Raw genomic sequence first — 17,327 nt, 5'->3', positions numbered from 1 at the left:
ATTAACTTTTAAAACAAACTATCAGACTTTAATAACCCACTACCGCGGCATCGACGATACGTGGGTCAGAAGAACCATAAACGCCATTTGGGGTAAGCATAATCGACTGGGTTGAACCCATCGCTGCTTGCGGGCTAACCTTATGCCCCATTGATTCTAGTTTTTTAATCGTATCAACATTTAAGGCTTTTTCGATACGAATTTCATCGGGCAGCCATTGGTCGTGGATACGCGGCGCGTGTGTGGCTTCAGCGATATTCATATCGTGGTCAATGACATTGGAGATGACTTGCGTGACGGTAGTAATAATGCGGCTACCACCTGGGCTACCGGTAACGATATAAGGTTTGCTGTCTTTGAATACCAGCGTCGGGCTCATCGAAGACAACGGGCGTTTATTGGCCTCGACCGCATTAGCGTCGCCGCCGATTAAACCATAACCATTGGGCACGCCGGGTTTGGCAGAAAAATCATCCATCTCATTGTTTAACAAAATCCCTGTACCTTCAGCGACGAGTCCCGTGCCATAAGAGAAATTCAGCGTATAAGTATTGGCTACGGCATTGCCGTCTTTATCAACGATAGAAAAATGCGTGGTTTGATCGCTCTCGTATGGTAAGGGATTATTCGCTTTAATCGTTGCTGCGGGTGTGGCTTTATTAGGATTAATTAATGCACGTAGTTTATCGGCATAAGCTTGTGAGGTTAAGCCGCTAGCAGGTACGTCAATAAAATCAGAATCACCCAAATACTCGGCGCGATCGGCATACGCTAATTGCATGGCCTCGCTCATCAAGTGAATGGTTTGCGCGCTGTTTTGACCGTAGTCTTTTAGTGGATAGCTTTCTAAGATATTTAAAATCTGCACGATATGGATACCACCAGAGGACGGCGGCGGCATGGAGACAATCTCATAACCACGATAATCGCCTTTAACGGGCACGCGAGCAATCGCCTTGTAATTGGCTAAGTCTTGCAAGCTCATATTGCCACCTGCTTCATTGACGGCTTTGACCAATTTACGCGCGGTTTCCCCTTTATAAAAACCATCAGACCCTTTTGCGGCAATCAGTTTCAGAGATTTTGCCAGCTCAGGTTGACGTAGTAGCTCACCGGGTTGATAGACGCTGCCGTCTGGTTTAAAAAATATCTTTTTGGTACTTGGCCATTTTTGTAAACGGTCACTCAACGCTTCTAATGATTCGGACAAGCCAGCGGTGACTTCAATACCGTTTTCTGCCAGTGCAATCGCTGGTGCCATAACTTGCCCGCGGCTCATGGTGCCGTGATCGTCTAGTGCTTTAAGCAAGCCTGCTACGGTGCCCGGCACGCCAACCGCTAAGCCATGATAGCGGGATAAATCACTGACCGCATTGCCGTCTTTATCGAGATACATATCACGCGAGGCGCTACTCGGCGCTTTTTCGCGATAGTCGAGTGCAACCGTTTTGCCTTGCTTGGCATCATAGACCATCATAAAACCGCCACCGCCGATGTTGCCCGCACGTGGCAACGTAACCGCTAAGGCAAAGCCAACGGCGACAGCAGCATCAACAGCATTACCGCCATCTTTTAAAATCTTTAAGCCGATATCAGAGGCAAGCGCTTCTTGGGTGGCGACCATGCCGCTCTTTGCCCAAACAGGGTGATGAATGGCGTCAGCTGAGTAGATAGCTTGGTCGGTTTTGGCTGTCTTGCCACTAACGACGGCTGTGCCTGGGGCGGTAGTGGGCGCTAGGGCAGAGGATTGCGATTTTGTAACGCGCTGAGTTTCGGACAATACAGTCGGATTATCAGCCATAATCGCTAAATTAATTGCACTGGTGTTAATCGAGGTTGGGTTAATAGTGGTTTTTGCGGTTGTAGGTTTGGTTTCTGCGGCGTGAGCAGAGACAGAAATTAATAGAGTGCTGCTTATCGATAAGATAGCAGTTTTGATTTTTGTTTTATAACGAGAAGTATCACCGTGAACGTTTTGATGGATTTTTGAGAGTGATTGGCGCATCGTAAATTCCTTTTTACGTAGATAAGAAGATAAGGTCTTATTGTGCTTGCTATTCATGAAATACACAAATAGCTTCAACTAAAAATAATGCAAATATTCATCATTGTATGACAACGAAAATTTGTTATGAGCTTTACTTTAGCAAAATCTCTAGAGGTTATTATGAATAAACCAATCGTCAAATTTTAGATTGTACCAAAGGCTTAGACATTATTAATGAAAACTATAAAGCGCATATTTGCTTGTGGTAAAGACCCTTGTATACAGAAAGAGCATATTTGATGGTGATTTTTTAATTTTTGCAATAACAACAATGCATTAGCTTTTAGAGAATTGAGAGCGCTTCAATATTTGGTGGTGTGTCAAAAAGTATGCTGATTAAAACTTGAACAATTTTTGAAGCCTTGAAAGCCCTATAGAATCAGAGAACTTAGCATAGATTTCTTATTGACTTCTATCGCCAGCATACTTTTTAGAACACCACCCAATATTTATCTAATCAGCTTATCATTTTTGCTGAAAATAATTCCTTTGCGTTACTAATCTGTAATATATTGTGTTATAAATAGCAGCCTTAATACTGCCTTCACAATTGTTTATCAGCTTGGATAAAGGGATTTTTATGTCACCGCTTAGCTCTTCTAAACGCACCTTGCCGCCTCATTTTCAAAGCTTGGTAGCTCAATCATTCACAAATTATAAAAAGTCTTCTACTAAGTTTGCTGTCTGTGTGCTTTATACGCTTACTGCTGCAAGTGCCACCGTGACGTTAATGGGTTGTCAAACGACGACAGGCTTATCATCACAGTCCAATTTATCCATGACAGGCATAGATTTTAGTATTGCTGATACTCAGCAAAACCAAACTCAGGGCAAAATGTTTAATAGCAAATTGGATAAGAATGCTGAACGTTATCAGCGTTTATTTGACCAAACTAAAAGCCCAAACCCAGAAGTGCAAGCTAAGGCACGTCTACTGAGCGCTATTCGTCAGCATTTAGCGACGGAGCACGTGTCAGTATCGCAGGCTAATTATCATTCAACTCCCTATATTAAAGCCGATAGTATTGACGCTGGCTCAAGCAGTTTTTTTAGAACATTGCTCGAGCTGTATCTTTATAACAGTGCTACTGATGAAGATATTAATGAGTATGAAAATCTAGCAGAAGCAGATGAGGCGGCGGTCGAAGAAGACATTGACAGCTATAATGATATTGAGGATAACGATCAGGTTTATAGTGGCGATTCTGCCTTTGAAGCGGTGGCTGCCGCCGTCGCTGCGCGCAATGCCGAAGAAGAGCGTCATTACGATGAGTATAGCTATGATCAAAATGGCTATGATGAGGAAGGTTATGATCAAAACGGCTACGACGAATATGGCTATGATAGTGAAGGTTATGATGAATATGGTCACGATAAGTATGGTTACGATACAGAGGGCTATGACGAGAATAGCTACAATGAATACGGCAATCAGAGAGATGATAGTCCATACGAAAGCGACGCTGGTGGTTTGTTATCTAATTTAAGTCGCGTCAAATCAAAAGATTGGTTACGTAACTATGAAGACATGCAAGCCAGTAAAACGGCAAAGGGTATTCAAGATGAAAACGCTGTTCGTGCTTATCCGGGGTTAATGACCAATCTTATCAATATGTTTATCCGTACCCCTGAACAAGTTCAGGCAATGAATGCCTACCATTATCAATACCTGACTCTCAATAGCGTCAGTCATTATAAGCCCAAACAAAAGCAGCTACAGAGTGTCTACAGCTACGACTATGTTGCGCCGACCATCCATTCATCGATTCAACTACCGCTTGCTCTTGATTTTAACAAAGGGGCAGCGACGATCGATCCATCGGCATTGATGCCTATCTTGGCGCTAGCCAATCCTGAGCATACGCCGTTACCCGAGCAAATGACTACCCATACGGTGAATTTTGGTTTACCTGAAGCGGTTACTTCTATTGCTCAAATACCGCCAAGCGTTATTTATGATGCGGTCATTAACGCCGTACAAAACAGTATGGCGGAATTAGAGCCAGAATATTTCAGTGCTGTAGATATACGGGATGATGAGTTTGCTAAAGAGGTAGGCGCTGATAGGGCGGTTAAAGTCTATTTTGGCAGTCGTCAAAGCGGCGAGATGATAGGCAAAATATTTAAAAACATCTCACGCTCGCTGCAAAAGCATATTGACCAAAACCCACAAAACTATCCTGATGATCATGTGTTGAAAGCTGCGATTGCTAAGATGGAATTATATGACAAAGGCTATCAAAGTGCAGATGTTGGCGGATTGCTACAGCTGATAGAAGCGGTGAGTCCTATTTCTTTTAATCATATTAATTACTATTATTTAGATGGCTCAGACCATTTATTGGCAAAACAGCAACGAACCAATATCGGCAGTGACTTTTTTGGTTCACAAAACACGGTCTTGAATCAGACGCGCTATGATAATGCCAGCTTTAATAAACACCCATTAGCGACATTGTTGGCACAGTCTTTTGGCGCAGAGGCACCGGTCGCTATCGATGGCAATGCTTGGCTTGCAGCACAGCGTCAGCAAAAAGAGAGGTTAGAGAAAGCACGTTATGCGCGTTATGATTATGTGGAAGCAACTGAGGCAGGAGTAACTGAGGAAAGTGTGGATTATGCTGATGATGATGCCACAGCCACAGCAGAAGACACCTTGTTTTAAGCCCCTCGTTTGATGATAGGCGCTGATACGCTGATATATTTTCAGTATCCATCATCGTCGCCCAACGCTTAGCAACATATAACGGTTAGCAAAATATAACGCCTTTCAAGGATAGAGAAAATGAAAAAATTAAATGTGGCCTTATCCATTAATACAGCAAAGCAGATAAATCCCTTGTGCTCTAAATCAATGATGACGATAAGCTCTTTATTTTCTAGTGCATTGGTTTCTAGTACATTAGTTGCCAGTACATTATTGATAACGGCTTGCCAGTCTACCAATGTATCTAACAATCTTGGTCAATCAAAAAATTTACAGGCAGATAATGCGCCAAGCGTTGCAAAAAACGCATTGGCCAGCGCATTACAACAGCAGCGCCGCCAGTCTTTTGCTTATCATAGTAATATTGAGATTAGTAATGAGCATCAATTTACAGCTATCGATAGCACAAAACTGGTGGCATCAGACGATGTTGATAGCTATTGCGAAGATAATCACGATCAAGCTTATGCAGCCTTATTAACAAAGGCAGAAGCACAGAAAAAAGAGGTTGCGTCGATCGATTACGCGCCCCAGCGTGAGGCACTTAAGCAATCGTACCTAGCCTGCTCAGCAGCCTATGAAGCATGGGCTGAGGTCCACTATGGTAGTACGGCTTATAGCGTTGAGGAAGCAGCGGAGGACGTGGTAGACGCGGCGGCCGAGGTCGCGGTGTCAGCATCATCTGCTATAGATTCTGCTAGCGCCGCTACCATCTCACCTTATTACCAAAAGCTATTTAATGAATATGACAGCAAAAAATCTACACTAGATATCAAAAAATCGCAATTACTGGATGCTTATCTGCTAAAGCCATTATCTATGAATGCGCAGGGTGTTTATCAGCCGCTGGCAGGCAAGTTTACCATGCTGGGTAGTGCGCAGTATTCGGCGCGTAACCATCATAGTAGTATCAATCAACCTATTTATATCGATTTTAAAACTGGTAGCCTCTATCTGTGGGCGGACAATTTTGCTTTGCTGACATCAAAGCTGGCCGATGATAAGTTGGGCACCAAATGGCAAAATAAATGGCTAAAAATAGCCCTTGATGATGGTACGTTACCGAAAGATTTTGGTCGTGCCGTAATAAAAAGCCACATTCAAGCAGAAGACAGCATCTATGCCAAAGCTGATGTGAGCCAGTTTGATTTTATTGCCCCAAATATTTTGACGTCGCTATCACCCAAATTACCTGAAAAGCAGCTAGCACCCATGCTCAATAGTGCCAAAATCATTCGCCGTGTCCAAAGTAGTGCGAGCGATGAACAGGCATATAAAGACTATATGGGCACCTTCTATAAACTTATCACTCAGCAATATCCTGAGCTGATAACCCAAAATGTTTCTGATACGCAAGATGACCTTTATCCTACGGACAGTAAAATCACCAGTAAATCGATGGTCAAACAAGTTTTAGTAAAAATGAAAGATTTTGCTGATGATAAAATGCTGAGAACACAAGAAACAGGTTTACTCGAAACACACTCACCGACTTTATCTGCAGCTGCAAATCTGCCTGTGCAAAAATTATACGGTTTTAGTAAAGGCGGTCGATTGCAATGGCAGCACAGTCGCCATTACCTATCAACCGATGCCAGTGATGAAACAAGTGGTGAGTCAAATGGTGAGTTGAGTATGGAAACCACAAAAAAGAGCAGTCTCATTGTCGATGCCCTTACGCAATATATGCCTATCCGTGCTCAAGATAAGGCGTTTCCCAACTTACCGAGTAATAGTCAGATACCAACCGCCAATAACAGCATTGATTTAAAAGAATATAGCGCTGAGCTTGGCGAGTATTATCGTCAAGGTAATGGTACCGCAATGGGCAAAATGCTCTTTAACATGCTACCAATGTATCAACAGCGTTTTGGTTCGGTAGAATAAGTGTCGGGCGCTAAATTTTAGGTTTATAGTCCATTTAAATGAGTGAAGTACTTATAGAAACAATAAAAAAAGAAACAATAAAAAAACGCACCGGTTAACCGATGCGTTTTTTAGAATATATCTTTTAAATATAATATTTTTCATTAAGAGTGGCCGTCAATGACACACCTTACTGCCAGTACTGACCTTACTGCTGGTGTTTGCTGTGCATCTGACGGTTTTTTGAACCATGATGACCTTTTGCTTTTCTTTCTGATTTTAATTGCGCCATTTTTTGACGCTGTTCAGGCGTTAGTACTTGCGAGATAGCATGCTCAGTTTGCACGCGTTCAATAAAGCGCTGCTTGGTTTTTGCCGCTTGTTGATCGGCTAGGCGGTTCACCGCTGCGGTATCTAGGGTTTTGGCATTGGTCAACGTTTGCATTTGTTGCTGCATTTGCGCGCGTTCTGCTTGATATTTGCTACGGTCGTTTTTACGATTATTATATTTTTCTTGCGTAATGGCTTTGATTTGCGCCTGCTGCGTCGCTGTCAAATCTAGCTGCGCCATAGTGCCTTTCATGCCACCCTTATGTATACCACCTTTACGCATGCCGTCTTTCATGCCAGCTTTATGCTGCTTTTGCATGTTAGTCGTTGTTGCTGGCGTCGTATCGGTGGTGGCGTTGACACTGGTACAGCCCGTAACCGTTAAGACGCTAGATATCGCGAGTACTGAGCCTATCAATAATTTTTTCATTATCATTACCTTAATAGTTACCTTAAATTATGGAGCAAACGTTAATTATTACGAAAAGAGGTTTTTTATCTGATAATTAATGATTAGCAAGTGTCCCGGATAGCCACTATGAATCATTAATTGCCATCAGTATTTGTTGCTGATAGCCGCTATCATACGACAGCTAGAAGTTGCGAACATTTATGAAATATTAAGAAAGGTAACGTTTGTGGCGCATTGATGGATGCTTGCCTGATAATATCAGCCATACTATGGCATGCTTAGAATCATTTGACTGAACAGCAATAAAGTAGAAAGGAGAGGAGGAGGATGGCAAATATTTTATTGGGTGATGATGATGAAGAGTTGACCCAACTGCTGCAAGAGTATTTGCATAATCATGGCATCCAAAGTGACTGTGTGCATGATGGCGAGGCGGTCATCGAACGCTTAAAATCAGCCATGCATGATAGTGCGCCTTATGATTTATTGGTGCTCGATATTATGATGCCAAAGATAGATGGGCTCAGTGTCCTGCGTCAGCTACCAGCGATTAGCGATATTCCAGTGATTATGTTGACGGCAAAAGGTGAGGAGATTGATCGTATTATTGGGCTGGAGCTTGGTGCCGATGATTATATTACTAAGCCTTGTAATCCGCGTGAGCTGCTGGCACGTATTAACGCAGTGATTAAACGTAGCCGTATTACCGCATCGGGTGCTGCCGCCTCAGAGCACTTGCCACTGCCAGAGAGCCGGTTGCATTTGGACCAAAACCAACGACTTTGCCAAATAGATGGCGTCGAGTTACAAGTCACAGGAACAGAGTTTGACTTGTTGGTGGCGTTACTTAAACAAAAAGGCGAGGTGGTCAGCAAAGCGTGGCTGTCACAACATGTCTTACAGCGTGAGTTGCAACCGTTTGATCGCAGCCTTGATGTGCATGTGTCGCGCCTGCGTAAAAAACTGCAACCTTTTCATGACGAGCCTATCAAGGCAATTCGTGGTAAAGGTTATCAGCTGGTGCTGTAATGACGGACGCATCGATGCTTACCTCGACATTCAAGCCAAGAATCACGCTATTTTGGCGACTATTTCTCAGTCTATTATTGACGGTACTTATCACCTCTATCATCTCTGTCATGGTAGAACGTTGGCTCAATGGCAAAGAGTTAAGTGCTCGGATGGATGTACAAATTGACAATCTTTTACTCAAGCGCCAAGAAGTGGTTGCGGCGCTACAGGCTGGTGATTTATTAGCAGTCAGGCAACTTTACCGGCAAGACCGACGGCTGATGAGTCAAATCAGGATTTATGATGAGCAGGGCGCTATTATTTTTCCGCGCTATCGTTATAGAGAAGAGCGTCAAACAAACGGTCAGGAAGTGGCGCGTGACTTACCATCGTATCCTATGTTTGAGAATCGTAGAGCGCATCATGATAAAAATGACAGCGCCTACGAAAAGCCTTCTTTTATTAATGCAATCCTGCATCCAGCGATGCCGAATAGAGAAGTAATTTTTGACCCTAATAGTCGCCCAGAACTGGCAGATATCACCGTAGATTTGCCGGACGGGCAAACGGCCATTATACAACTGCGCCCGCACCTGCGTTTTGCTGATGTTTTGGCGCTGCAACGCGGTAATTTTACCGTGCGTTTGCTTCTCATTATTCTGTTTAGCGTGTTGGTTTGTTTTTGGCTCAGTCGTACGCTGACGCAGCGCATTGGTCGAGTTCAAGATACCGTGCACCGTATGATCGATGGCGATTATCAAGCCAATCCGCAGTTATCAACATTAGGCTCTGATGAGCTAGGACTATTGGCAAAAGATGTGGCCCAATTATCAACCCGATTGGCGGAGAGTGAGCTTGCGCGCAAGCAGATGTTAAGTGATATCTCGCATGAGCTGCGTTCGCCACTGGCGCGCCTTGATGTGGCTACTGAGCTGACGCGTGACTTTGCGCCCGATGCCAGCCGTTACCTTGACCGTATCGATAAGGAATCGGCACGTATGAATGAGCTGATTGAGCAAATCATTCATATTCAATCCCTGCAAATGCAGCAATATACCATCGATAATCTAGAAAATGATGCCGTAGATATAGTTGAAATCATCACCGAGATTGGTAAAGACGTCTGTTTTGAGTTTCAGCATAAAAACGTACTCTGGCAATGGACGCCGCCCGATGTTTTATTATCGTCATCATCTGATGCGTCTTTGACTGTACTTGGCAATCAAGAACAGTTGCATAGCGCCCTTGAAAACATCATTCGTAATGCTTTTATGCACACTCCTGCAGGCTCAACTGTCACGGCTGAAGTCACAAAAACACCGTTAGATAATAAAAGAGATGCTATTCAAATTAGCATCACAGATGAGGGTGGCGGGGTAGCAGAAAAAGACTTAGAGCGTATTTTTCAACCCTTTGTACGGCTTGATAGTGCGCGCCATCGCGAAACGGGCGGCTACGGATTGGGATTAGCAATCGTCCACGCGGTTATCGTCGCTCATAAAGGCCAAATTAATATTTGTAACCGTAAAGATGATATTCAAGGCTTAATAGTACAAATCGTACTGCCTATTCAATAAAAATAACCAATATTTGCTATCCGTTTAAAAATCATTGAATTAAGAAAATTTAGCGTACCAAGATAACAGGCGATAAGGTGCTGGCAATGATTTCTGTCGTGGTACTGCCCAGAAATAAATGCTGAAGCTTAGAGCGCCCATAAGCGCCAATGACGATGATATCGATGTTATTTTCAAATTGAAAGCTGAGTAAGCCCTCAACCGCATCAAGTTCTAAGAGCTGATGGGTATCGACACTAAAACCAGCTGCCTGTAAGTGTGCAGCCGCGTTATCAAGGCTTTTTTTAGAGGCTTCGTTATGATGACCGACCATAACGATATGACCTTGTAAGCCTTTTAACAGGTTGCTCTTTGCAAGCATGTGTATGGCATTTATCGCCGTTTTACTGCCATCAAATGCCACCATATATGACTGCGGCTCTTTAAATTTCTCTGAACAAATCAACACCGGTATGTTCGAGGCGCGGGCAACCGTTTCGATTTGGCTGCCGATATTGATACGGCTGTTTTTATGGTCCTCACCGCGCCGTCCCATGACGATAGCGCGATTCTTTTCTTGAAAATGCTCAATCGCTGGCAGCAGTTTACCGCGGCGTTGATAAATGCAAACCTTCATGTCTTGAAAGCCATTTTGAATATGGCTTTTTGCATCTTGTACCAAGGAATTGCTGTAATTGTTGACCACCTGCGCCCTTTGCTCATCGAGTTCCGATAACTCATCGAGCAAAAACTGGCGACTATTAATGCCAATGGCGCCAGACAGATCGCGTCTGACCGAAGCTGCTACGTCGCTCACGTGCAATAAAGCTACTGAGATGTCCAGTTTACTTGCGTACCACGCGGCATAATCACAGACTGAGCCAGTCACCGCTGAACCATCAATACAAGCCAAAACGTGCTCTTCCGTTATCATAATCTGTCCTTAGTTTTGCATTTATCTTTTGATAAACCGACTTTTTCATCACATTAAAAATGACCTAGTAGGGGTCATCATCTTACCTCAAATATAGTCATGGCAAGATTAAAGCGCTAGGTTTTAAATGCCTTTTTATAAATATAATTTTCTTTAATTATAGAACAATATTTCACTAAAAAAATATTGGTTCTACTATAAATATAATTAAATATCAGGTTATATGACTGATATAAAATAGGCCTTTATTTAAAAACACGGTCACTTTTTAGAGAGTGTTAAATAAGCACACAAATTAAAAACCAACTCTTAATCCCTAAAGATTGATAGTTAATAGTTATACGATTATTAAAGTAAGAAAAATAATATTTATGTTTATTATTATCATTTTATTTAAAATAAGTGCTATCTTTTAGATGTTTGCATTTGCTAACTCATTAAAAGTCAAAGATATAATTCTCTTTAACACCAAGCGCTTATCTAGGTTTCTCCATAAATTTGGCAGTTAAGCACCCTCTATCCCTATTAGACTTCCATCAAGACTAAAATTAATCTTAGAGTATTTTTAAAATTTAGTTAATAGTATTTTTAATTACTGTATAGTTATTTGAGTTTTTTTAACTTTGCATAGATAAAAAGCTTCAAGTTATTGCTTTAAAAATAATCAAAAAACAAATCTTATCTCTTGTAATTTTATGAACTATTGTTGACTAATTAAAGTAGTTTTTGAGGACGTAAATTAAAATTTAAGACAAGCAGCTTGTCTTTTATACCAAAGTTGTTAATATACTCCATTGTATTTTATTGCTGTTTCGGTATCAAACGTCTCATTATTTTGAGGGTTTGGTGTTAATAGGGAAGTTACTAGGAAAAAAGGTATGAGTGCAATTAGCCACGAAGAGCGCGTTCGTCACGAAGGTTTGCGTGAAAAAATCATGTCAGCAGAGCAAGCAGCAACATTTATCTTGCATGATATGAATGTTGGAATGAGTGGTTTCACAGGGGCAGGTTATCCAAAAGCCATCCCAGCTGCGTTGGCAGAGCGTATAAAAGCGGCGCAAGCTCGCGGCGAAGAATTCAAAATCGGCTTATTAACCGGCGCATCGACCGCTGCAGAATGCGACGGCGTCTTGGCTGAAGCCAATGGTATCAAGATGCGCACGCCTTATCAGTCAGAGCCTGCGCTACGTAAGCAAATCAACGCTGGTGAAACGCATTATTTTGACATGCACTTATCACACGTCGCTCAGCAAAGCACCTTTGGTTTTTATGGCGACATGCACATGGCGGTGGTTGAAGTGGCCGGTATTTTGCCAGATGGTCGCCTGATTCCATCTACCTCTATCGGTACCAATAACGCATGGTTGCACAATGCCGATCAAATTATTTTAGAAGTAAATAGCCGCCAAAGCTTATTGTTAGAAGGTATGCACGATGTTTTTGATGACATTGGTTTGCCACCGCATCGTAAACCGATTCCGATTACCACACCGGGTGAGCGTATTGGCGAGCCGTACCTAACTTGTGATTTGGATAAAGTCGTCGCCGTGGTCTTAACCGATTCACCTGACCGCAATAGTAAGTTTGCCGATCCTGATGAGTGCTCAACCAAAATTGCCGGCTACATTATCGACTTTTTCCATGAAGAAGTGAAAAAAGGCCGCATGCCAGCCAACCTATTGCCGATTCAGTCTGGGGTTGGTAACGTTGCCAATGCGGTATTGGCGGGCTTACAAGCCAGTCCGTTTGAAAACTTAACTGGCTATACCGAAGTATTGCAAGACGGTATGTTAGATTTGATTATGTCAGGCAAAATGACCCAAGCGTCGGCAACGGCGATGTCGTTAAGCCCAGAGGCGTTGGCGCGTTTTAATGCCAATATCGAAGAATTGCGCAAACGTATTATTTTGCGCCCACAAGAAATCACCAACCACCCTGAAGTATCGCGTCGTCTTGGCGTGCTCGCTATCAATGCGATGATTGAGTGTGACCTTTATGGTAATGTCAACTCAACCCACGTCATGGGTACCAATATGATGAATGGTTTGGGCGGCTCTGGCGACTTTGCGCGTAATGCCTTTACTTCAATGTTTGTCAGCCCGTCAGTTGCTAAAGGCGGCGCTATTTCATGCATCACGCCGATGGTGTCACACGTTGACCATACTGAGCATGATGTGATGATTATTGTCACTGAGCAAGGTTTGGCGGACTTGCGTGGTTTGTCACCACGTCAACGCGCGCAAAAAATCATTGATAACTGTGCGCATCCAGACTATCGCCCAATGCTACAAGATTATTATGACCGTGCTGCACAGACGGCTGGCATGCAAACGCCGCATTTGCTCGATGAATCTTTATCTTGGCATCAGCGTTATGTTGAAACTGGCGATATGCGCGTCAAAAAAGGTTTGGCTTTGGCGGTTTAGGTTTCAGTGCTTAACTAAATGCTTACTGAAAGGCTTAACGCCAAAATCAGCGCCGTAGCTGATGACGCCATTAAAAACACCGCTTGTCTATTTAGATGAGCGGTGTTTTTTTCTTTAAAATACAGATAATTTAAAACTAAGGTAAAGGTTAAAAATGTGGCTTTATAGGTATGTTTTTTAGGTGGTGTGTCAAAAAGTATGCTGATTAAAATTTGAACAATTTTTAAAGCCTTGAAAGCCCTATAGAATCAGTAAACTTAGCATAGATTTTTTATTGACTTTTATAGCCAGCATACTTTTTAGAACACCACCGTTTTTTAAAGGTTTAACTATGGCTGTTTAAATATTCAATCAATGGCTTAATGCCAGAGTCGGCAACCCCAACGCCTTGGGCGACCAAACGGCCGTCTTTATCTAATACAGATATCAGATTAGAGTGGTTAATATCACCATTATCGGCAAATTGATATTTGATATTTAAGGTATTGGCAAGCATACGGGTGCTGGCTTCATCGCTACGAATCAAGCGCCAGTTATCACCAAGCTCATTATGCTCAGCAAAGTTTTTCATCACTTCGGCCGTATCGCGCTCAGTGTCCAATGTCGCCAGTAAAAACTCTGTTTGTGCACGCGCTTCAGGCGTCATCTCTTTATACATCTGTTTCATCGATTGCACCAAGATAGGGCAGGTATGCTGACAGCTGGTATAAGCCATCACCACCACTTGATTTTTGCCCTCAAGCTTATCAAGCTCAAAGGTATTGCCACGATGGTCTGTCCAGTCGCCGCCTGCCTGATAGATAGAATACTCTTGCCCGAGCGCTTCTGCTGGTTCTTGGGCATTCATATCGGCATGATTCATCTGTTGATGATCCATGTTCTTTATGTCGTGATGATTGTCTGTCGCGACTTTAGATTCAGAAGTAGTATCAGGTTGACTGTCTTGCGTCGCCGCCGAGTTAGGCGCGTCAGGATTGCTACAGGCGAGTAAGCCAATACAGAGTCCAGTAGTCAAAGCCAGTTTGATAGCATAAACCAGATGAGACAATGGCTGAGTTACTGTATTTTTTGGACTTGTATTTTGCAATCTTGTATTTTGCATAATTTTTATTGTTTTCATAAGACAATCCTTAAATACCATTAAATTCAATTGAGCATAAAAAGTAGGGCGCTGTGTTAAAAGGGTGCTAAGTTAAAGTAGAGCGCTATGTTAGGGCAAGTTAATTACTAGCACAGCGAAAACCTAGGCTGCTGACCGTGTATTTGGCTTCTAAGCTTGAGCGAAAACCATAGCGCATAAAGGCTGCATAATCACTTGGGTCGACCGCACCGGCTGCGCCCGAGCCGCAAAACATTTCTTGGTTTAGATTGCTGTCTGAACGTGATTCGCCAGTGACCAAGCTATTATTAAAATTCTCTGTCCATTCCCAAATCAAGCCGTGCATGTCTTTGACGCCCCAATAGTTGGCAGGGCTTTGTCCGACATCGGCAAGCTGGTCTTTGTTGCCAGCAGATTTACCATACCAATCAAGAATGCGCTGGTTGTAACCGGCCTCCACGCTGCCATTTTTATTGGTAGTAGACGCCTGTGCGACATATTCCCATTGTTCAACCGTTGGCAAGCGCTTGTTTTGCGCGCGGCAATATTGATTGGCGGCATACCATGAGACATTGACCACAGGCTTACGAAAATCCGCCTTTCTAGGCACAGAGATATCTTTGGTATTAATCCAGTGTTTTAGATAACCAGAATCGGCAAAAATGGGTGCAATGGCACGTTGGCGAAACCTTGGATTTTCTTTTATAAATTGATAAAACTGTATATTGGTGACGGGTAGCTCATCAATTTTGAATGTATCGACTGCCACTAACGGTGAGTTTTTGCTCAAATATAACGGACGATAAGTACCGGGCTCAATGGTTAGCTCTTTTGCTTGCGCTTGCGTGCTCATTAACGCAAAGTCGGTTGTGACGCTCAGAGCACTAACGACCAATAACAGGACGAGCGGGCGAGCGGTTGTATGCACAATCTTCCGAGCGTTCATTTTTAGAGTGTTATTTTTGTGAATCTCAATGCTGTGAGTGTTAGTGATGTAAGTCCATAACATAACTAATCTCCTAGTAAACCAAAAAGAGGACGGTGCCAAACGCTTATTCAATCAGATACTGTATTGAAAGTGACTGTTCAATGAAAGTTTTTTCATCGAACAGTCTAATTGTAACCCTATTAACTAGCGTAGCTTTCTAGGTTATTTACGAGCAGCTTTGACTTCTTCTGGCGTTACCTCACCACCTTTGTTGCCCCAACTGTTAATAATATAAGTGACGACGTTGGCGATTTTTTCATCATCCAAGGCAACGGCTGGCATGACACTGTCGTACTCTTCGCCGTTGACGGTAATCTTGCCAGTCAAGCCATGCAAGATAGCATTGACGGCGCGTTTTGGGTCTTCGTTGAGGTAGTCAGACTTGGCCAATGGTGGGAAGGCTTTTGGTATACCAGCACCATTTAATTGGTGACAAGCCGCGCAGTTACTAGCGTAAATAGACTCACCCATTTTAATTCTTTCTTGCTTGTTGGCAGCGGTTACGACTGGCGCAGGCGCATTGGTTTTACCAAGACTTTGTGCTGCTGAGCCTTCAGGTAAGTAGACGTCTTCACGCACTTTTCCTGAATATATTTTTTTGTCCTCTGCACCTTTGACATCGATGATACCAAGCGCACCTTTGTTAAATGCCCGGAAAATAGAGTGGTCAACCATCACAAGCTCGCCTGGGACATCTACTTTGAACTGGGTAATCGCGGCGCCCCCTGCAGGGATAAGGGTGGTTTGAACATTATGGTTTTCAGCGCTACCGCCTTCCATATTGACCTTGTCGAAAATCTCACCAATCACGTGGAATGATGACACCAAGTTAGGACCACCGTTACCAACGAATAGACGAACCGTTTCACCGACGTTGGCTTTTAACGAGTTTTCACCGGTAAGCGCCCCAACTGAACCGTTAAATAACACGTAATCTGGCTGCTCTTTTACCGCTTTTTCCATATCAAAAGGTTGCAGGCCTTTATCGCCATAGTTGCCTTTGGTATAAAAATCGCCCTGCATGACATAAAATTCACGATCAACCTTCGGTAAACCGCCTTCTGGCTCAACCAAAATTAGGCCATACATACCGTTTGCGATGTGCATACCAACGGGCGCTACCGCACAGTGATAGACATATAGGCCTGGTTTTAGTGCTTTAAAGTTAAACTCCGAGGTATAACCAGGAGAGGTAAACGAAGAGGCAGCGCCGCCCCCTGGACCTGTCACCGCATGTAAGTCAATATTATGCGGCATTTTTGAATCAGGGTGGTTTGATAAATGGAACTCAATTTCATCGCCTTGACGTACGCGAATAAATTGCCCCGGTACCTGACCGCCAAATGTCCAGAAGTTGTACTCAACGCCATCCGCTAGACGCATGGTTTTTTCTACGGTTTCCATTTTTACAATGACTTTTGCCGCATAGTCACGATCGATAGGTGGTGGTACTTCAGGCGCATGGGTGATAACCGCATCAATCACTGGTAGCTCGCCATTTTTGGTGGTTGGCGCTTTGCTGTCTTTTGTGGTTTGAGTGGTTTCCGCGCTGGTTGCCGTCGCCTTATCAGGGGTTGATTTATCACAACCGACCATTCCTACCGTACCAAGGGCAAGAAGACAAGCTAATGCAAGTTTAGAATAGTTGAGGGCTTGAGGCTGAGAGGTTGTAGAGTTAAAAAGACGCATAAGGCTCTCCAAAAATTGAAAATAAGTGGCTTATTTAACAAAGCTCGATTTATATCGCTTATTAGTATCCTAATGTGATAGTTAGATAAAGCGAAAATCACTATAGAAATGATAAGATTCGACAACAAAACTATAAAAGCGGTGAGCTTCTAAATTGGCTTCCATAAGATATATTTTAAATGAATGTTTATAAATAAGCGAATTATTTGCGCAAGATTTGTTCACGCTTTTTATACTGATGAGTTATAAATTTAATTAGGTG

Annotated in this window: 11 protein-coding genes; 5 read left to right on the top strand and 6 right to left on the bottom strand. The window is 43.0% G+C overall.

The features are described from left to right. Nucleotides 1–28 precede the first annotated feature (28 nt). On the bottom strand, nucleotides 29–2,005 hold the full coding sequence (gene ggt, locus JFC07_RS04580) for a gamma-glutamyltransferase (RefSeq protein ID WP_198328357.1): 1,977 nt from the start codon (nucleotides 2,003–2,005) through the stop codon (nucleotides 29–31). 622 nt (nucleotides 2,006–2,627) lie between these two features. Here ggt and JFC07_RS04575 point away from each other — a divergent pair. Then, nucleotides 2,628–4,712: a hypothetical protein gene (locus JFC07_RS04575; protein WP_198328355.1), complete on the top strand. Its 2,085-nt coding sequence runs from the start codon at nucleotides 2,628–2,630 to the stop codon at nucleotides 4,710–4,712. Between the two features lie 120 nt (nucleotides 4,713–4,832). After that, nucleotides 4,833–6,641 (top strand): hypothetical protein, encoded by a 1,809-nt coding sequence (locus JFC07_RS04570; RefSeq protein ID WP_198328346.1) that lies wholly within the window; start codon nucleotides 4,833–4,835, stop codon nucleotides 6,639–6,641. A 187-nt stretch (nucleotides 6,642–6,828) separates the two neighbouring features. Here the strand turns inward: JFC07_RS04570 and JFC07_RS04565 are convergent, their stop codons facing one another. Further along, nucleotides 6,829–7,380 (bottom strand): Spy/CpxP family protein refolding chaperone, encoded by a 552-nt coding sequence (locus JFC07_RS04565; protein ID WP_193030297.1) that lies wholly within the window; start codon nucleotides 7,378–7,380, stop codon nucleotides 6,829–6,831. A 309-nt stretch (nucleotides 7,381–7,689) separates the two neighbouring features. Between JFC07_RS04565 and JFC07_RS04560 the strand changes: the two genes are divergently transcribed. Beyond that, nucleotides 7,690–8,391: a response regulator transcription factor gene (locus tag JFC07_RS04560; protein ID WP_102076776.1), complete on the top strand. Its 702-nt coding sequence runs from the start codon at nucleotides 7,690–7,692 to the stop codon at nucleotides 8,389–8,391. Between the two features lie 14 nt (nucleotides 8,392–8,405). Continuing rightward, nucleotides 8,406–9,950 carry a sensor histidine kinase gene (locus tag JFC07_RS04555; RefSeq protein WP_227678296.1) on the top strand — a complete coding sequence of 515 codons (1,545 nt, stop codon included), beginning with the start codon at nucleotides 8,406–8,408 and terminating at the stop codon, nucleotides 9,948–9,950. A gap of 49 nt (nucleotides 9,951–9,999) precedes the next feature. Here JFC07_RS04555 and JFC07_RS04550 read toward each other — a convergent pair whose 3' ends face one another. Beyond that, nucleotides 10,000–10,863 (bottom strand): universal stress protein, encoded by an 864-nt coding sequence (locus JFC07_RS04550; protein ID WP_068404922.1) that lies wholly within the window; start codon nucleotides 10,861–10,863, stop codon nucleotides 10,000–10,002. An 878-nt stretch (nucleotides 10,864–11,741) separates the two neighbouring features. Between JFC07_RS04550 and JFC07_RS04545 the strand changes: the two genes are divergently transcribed. After that, nucleotides 11,742–13,289 carry a succinyl-CoA:acetate CoA-transferase ScpC gene (locus JFC07_RS04545; RefSeq protein ID WP_068404920.1) on the top strand — a complete coding sequence of 516 codons (1,548 nt, stop codon included), beginning with the start codon at nucleotides 11,742–11,744 and terminating at the stop codon, nucleotides 13,287–13,289. A gap of 325 nt (nucleotides 13,290–13,614) precedes the next feature. Here JFC07_RS04545 and JFC07_RS04540 read toward each other — a convergent pair whose 3' ends face one another. The 3 genes from JFC07_RS04540 to nirK form a co-directional block, all read right to left on the bottom strand. Next, entirely contained in the window at nucleotides 13,615–14,409 is a 795-nt protein-coding gene (locus tag JFC07_RS04540; RefSeq protein ID WP_193030301.1) for an SCO family protein, read from the bottom strand. A 100-nt stretch (nucleotides 14,410–14,509) separates the two neighbouring features. Further along, nucleotides 14,510–15,397 (bottom strand): formylglycine-generating enzyme family protein, encoded by an 888-nt coding sequence (locus JFC07_RS04535; RefSeq protein WP_265090574.1) that lies wholly within the window; start codon nucleotides 15,395–15,397, stop codon nucleotides 14,510–14,512. Between the two features lie 141 nt (nucleotides 15,398–15,538). Further along, nucleotides 15,539–17,065 (bottom strand): copper-containing nitrite reductase, encoded by a 1,527-nt coding sequence (nirK, locus tag JFC07_RS04530; protein WP_226928778.1) that lies wholly within the window; start codon nucleotides 17,063–17,065, stop codon nucleotides 15,539–15,541. Nucleotides 17,066–17,327 lie beyond the last annotated feature (262 nt).

The organism is Psychrobacter faecalis (genome assembly GCF_016107575.1).
GTDB classification, from domain to species: Bacteria; Pseudomonadota; Gammaproteobacteria; order Pseudomonadales; family Moraxellaceae; genus Psychrobacter; species Psychrobacter faecalis.
Note: the sequence above shows the minus strand (reverse complement) of the source record. Positions and strands in the feature narration are given on the sequence as shown.

Coding starts and splice junctions, on each gene's coding strand:
- ggt (WP_198328357.1), bottom strand. CDS start 2,005: ATGCGCCAATCACTCTCAAAAATCCATCAAAACGTTCACGGTGATACT.
- JFC07_RS04575 (WP_198328355.1), top strand. CDS start 2,628: ATGTCACCGCTTAGCTCTTCTAAACGCACCTTGCCGCCTCATTTTCAA.
- JFC07_RS04570 (WP_198328346.1), top strand. CDS start 4,833: ATGAAAAAATTAAATGTGGCCTTATCCATTAATACAGCAAAGCAGATA.
- JFC07_RS04565 (WP_193030297.1), bottom strand. CDS start 7,380: ATGAAAAAATTATTGATAGGCTCAGTACTCGCGATATCTAGCGTCTTA.
- JFC07_RS04560 (WP_102076776.1), top strand. CDS start 7,690: ATGGCAAATATTTTATTGGGTGATGATGATGAAGAGTTGACCCAACTG.
- JFC07_RS04555 (WP_227678296.1), top strand. CDS start 8,406: ATGCTTACCTCGACATTCAAGCCAAGAATCACGCTATTTTGGCGACTA.
- JFC07_RS04550 (WP_068404922.1), bottom strand. CDS start 10,863: ATGATAACGGAAGAGCACGTTTTGGCTTGTATTGATGGTTCAGCGGTG.
- JFC07_RS04545 (WP_068404920.1), top strand. CDS start 11,742: ATGAGTGCAATTAGCCACGAAGAGCGCGTTCGTCACGAAGGTTTGCGT.
- JFC07_RS04540 (WP_193030301.1), bottom strand. CDS start 14,409: ATGAAAACAATAAAAATTATGCAAAATACAAGATTGCAAAATACAAGT.
- JFC07_RS04535 (WP_265090574.1), bottom strand. CDS start 15,397: ATGTTATGGACTTACATCACTAACACTCACAGCATTGAGATTCACAAA.
- nirK (WP_226928778.1), bottom strand. CDS start 17,065: ATGCGTCTTTTTAACTCTACAACCTCTCAGCCTCAAGCCCTCAACTAT.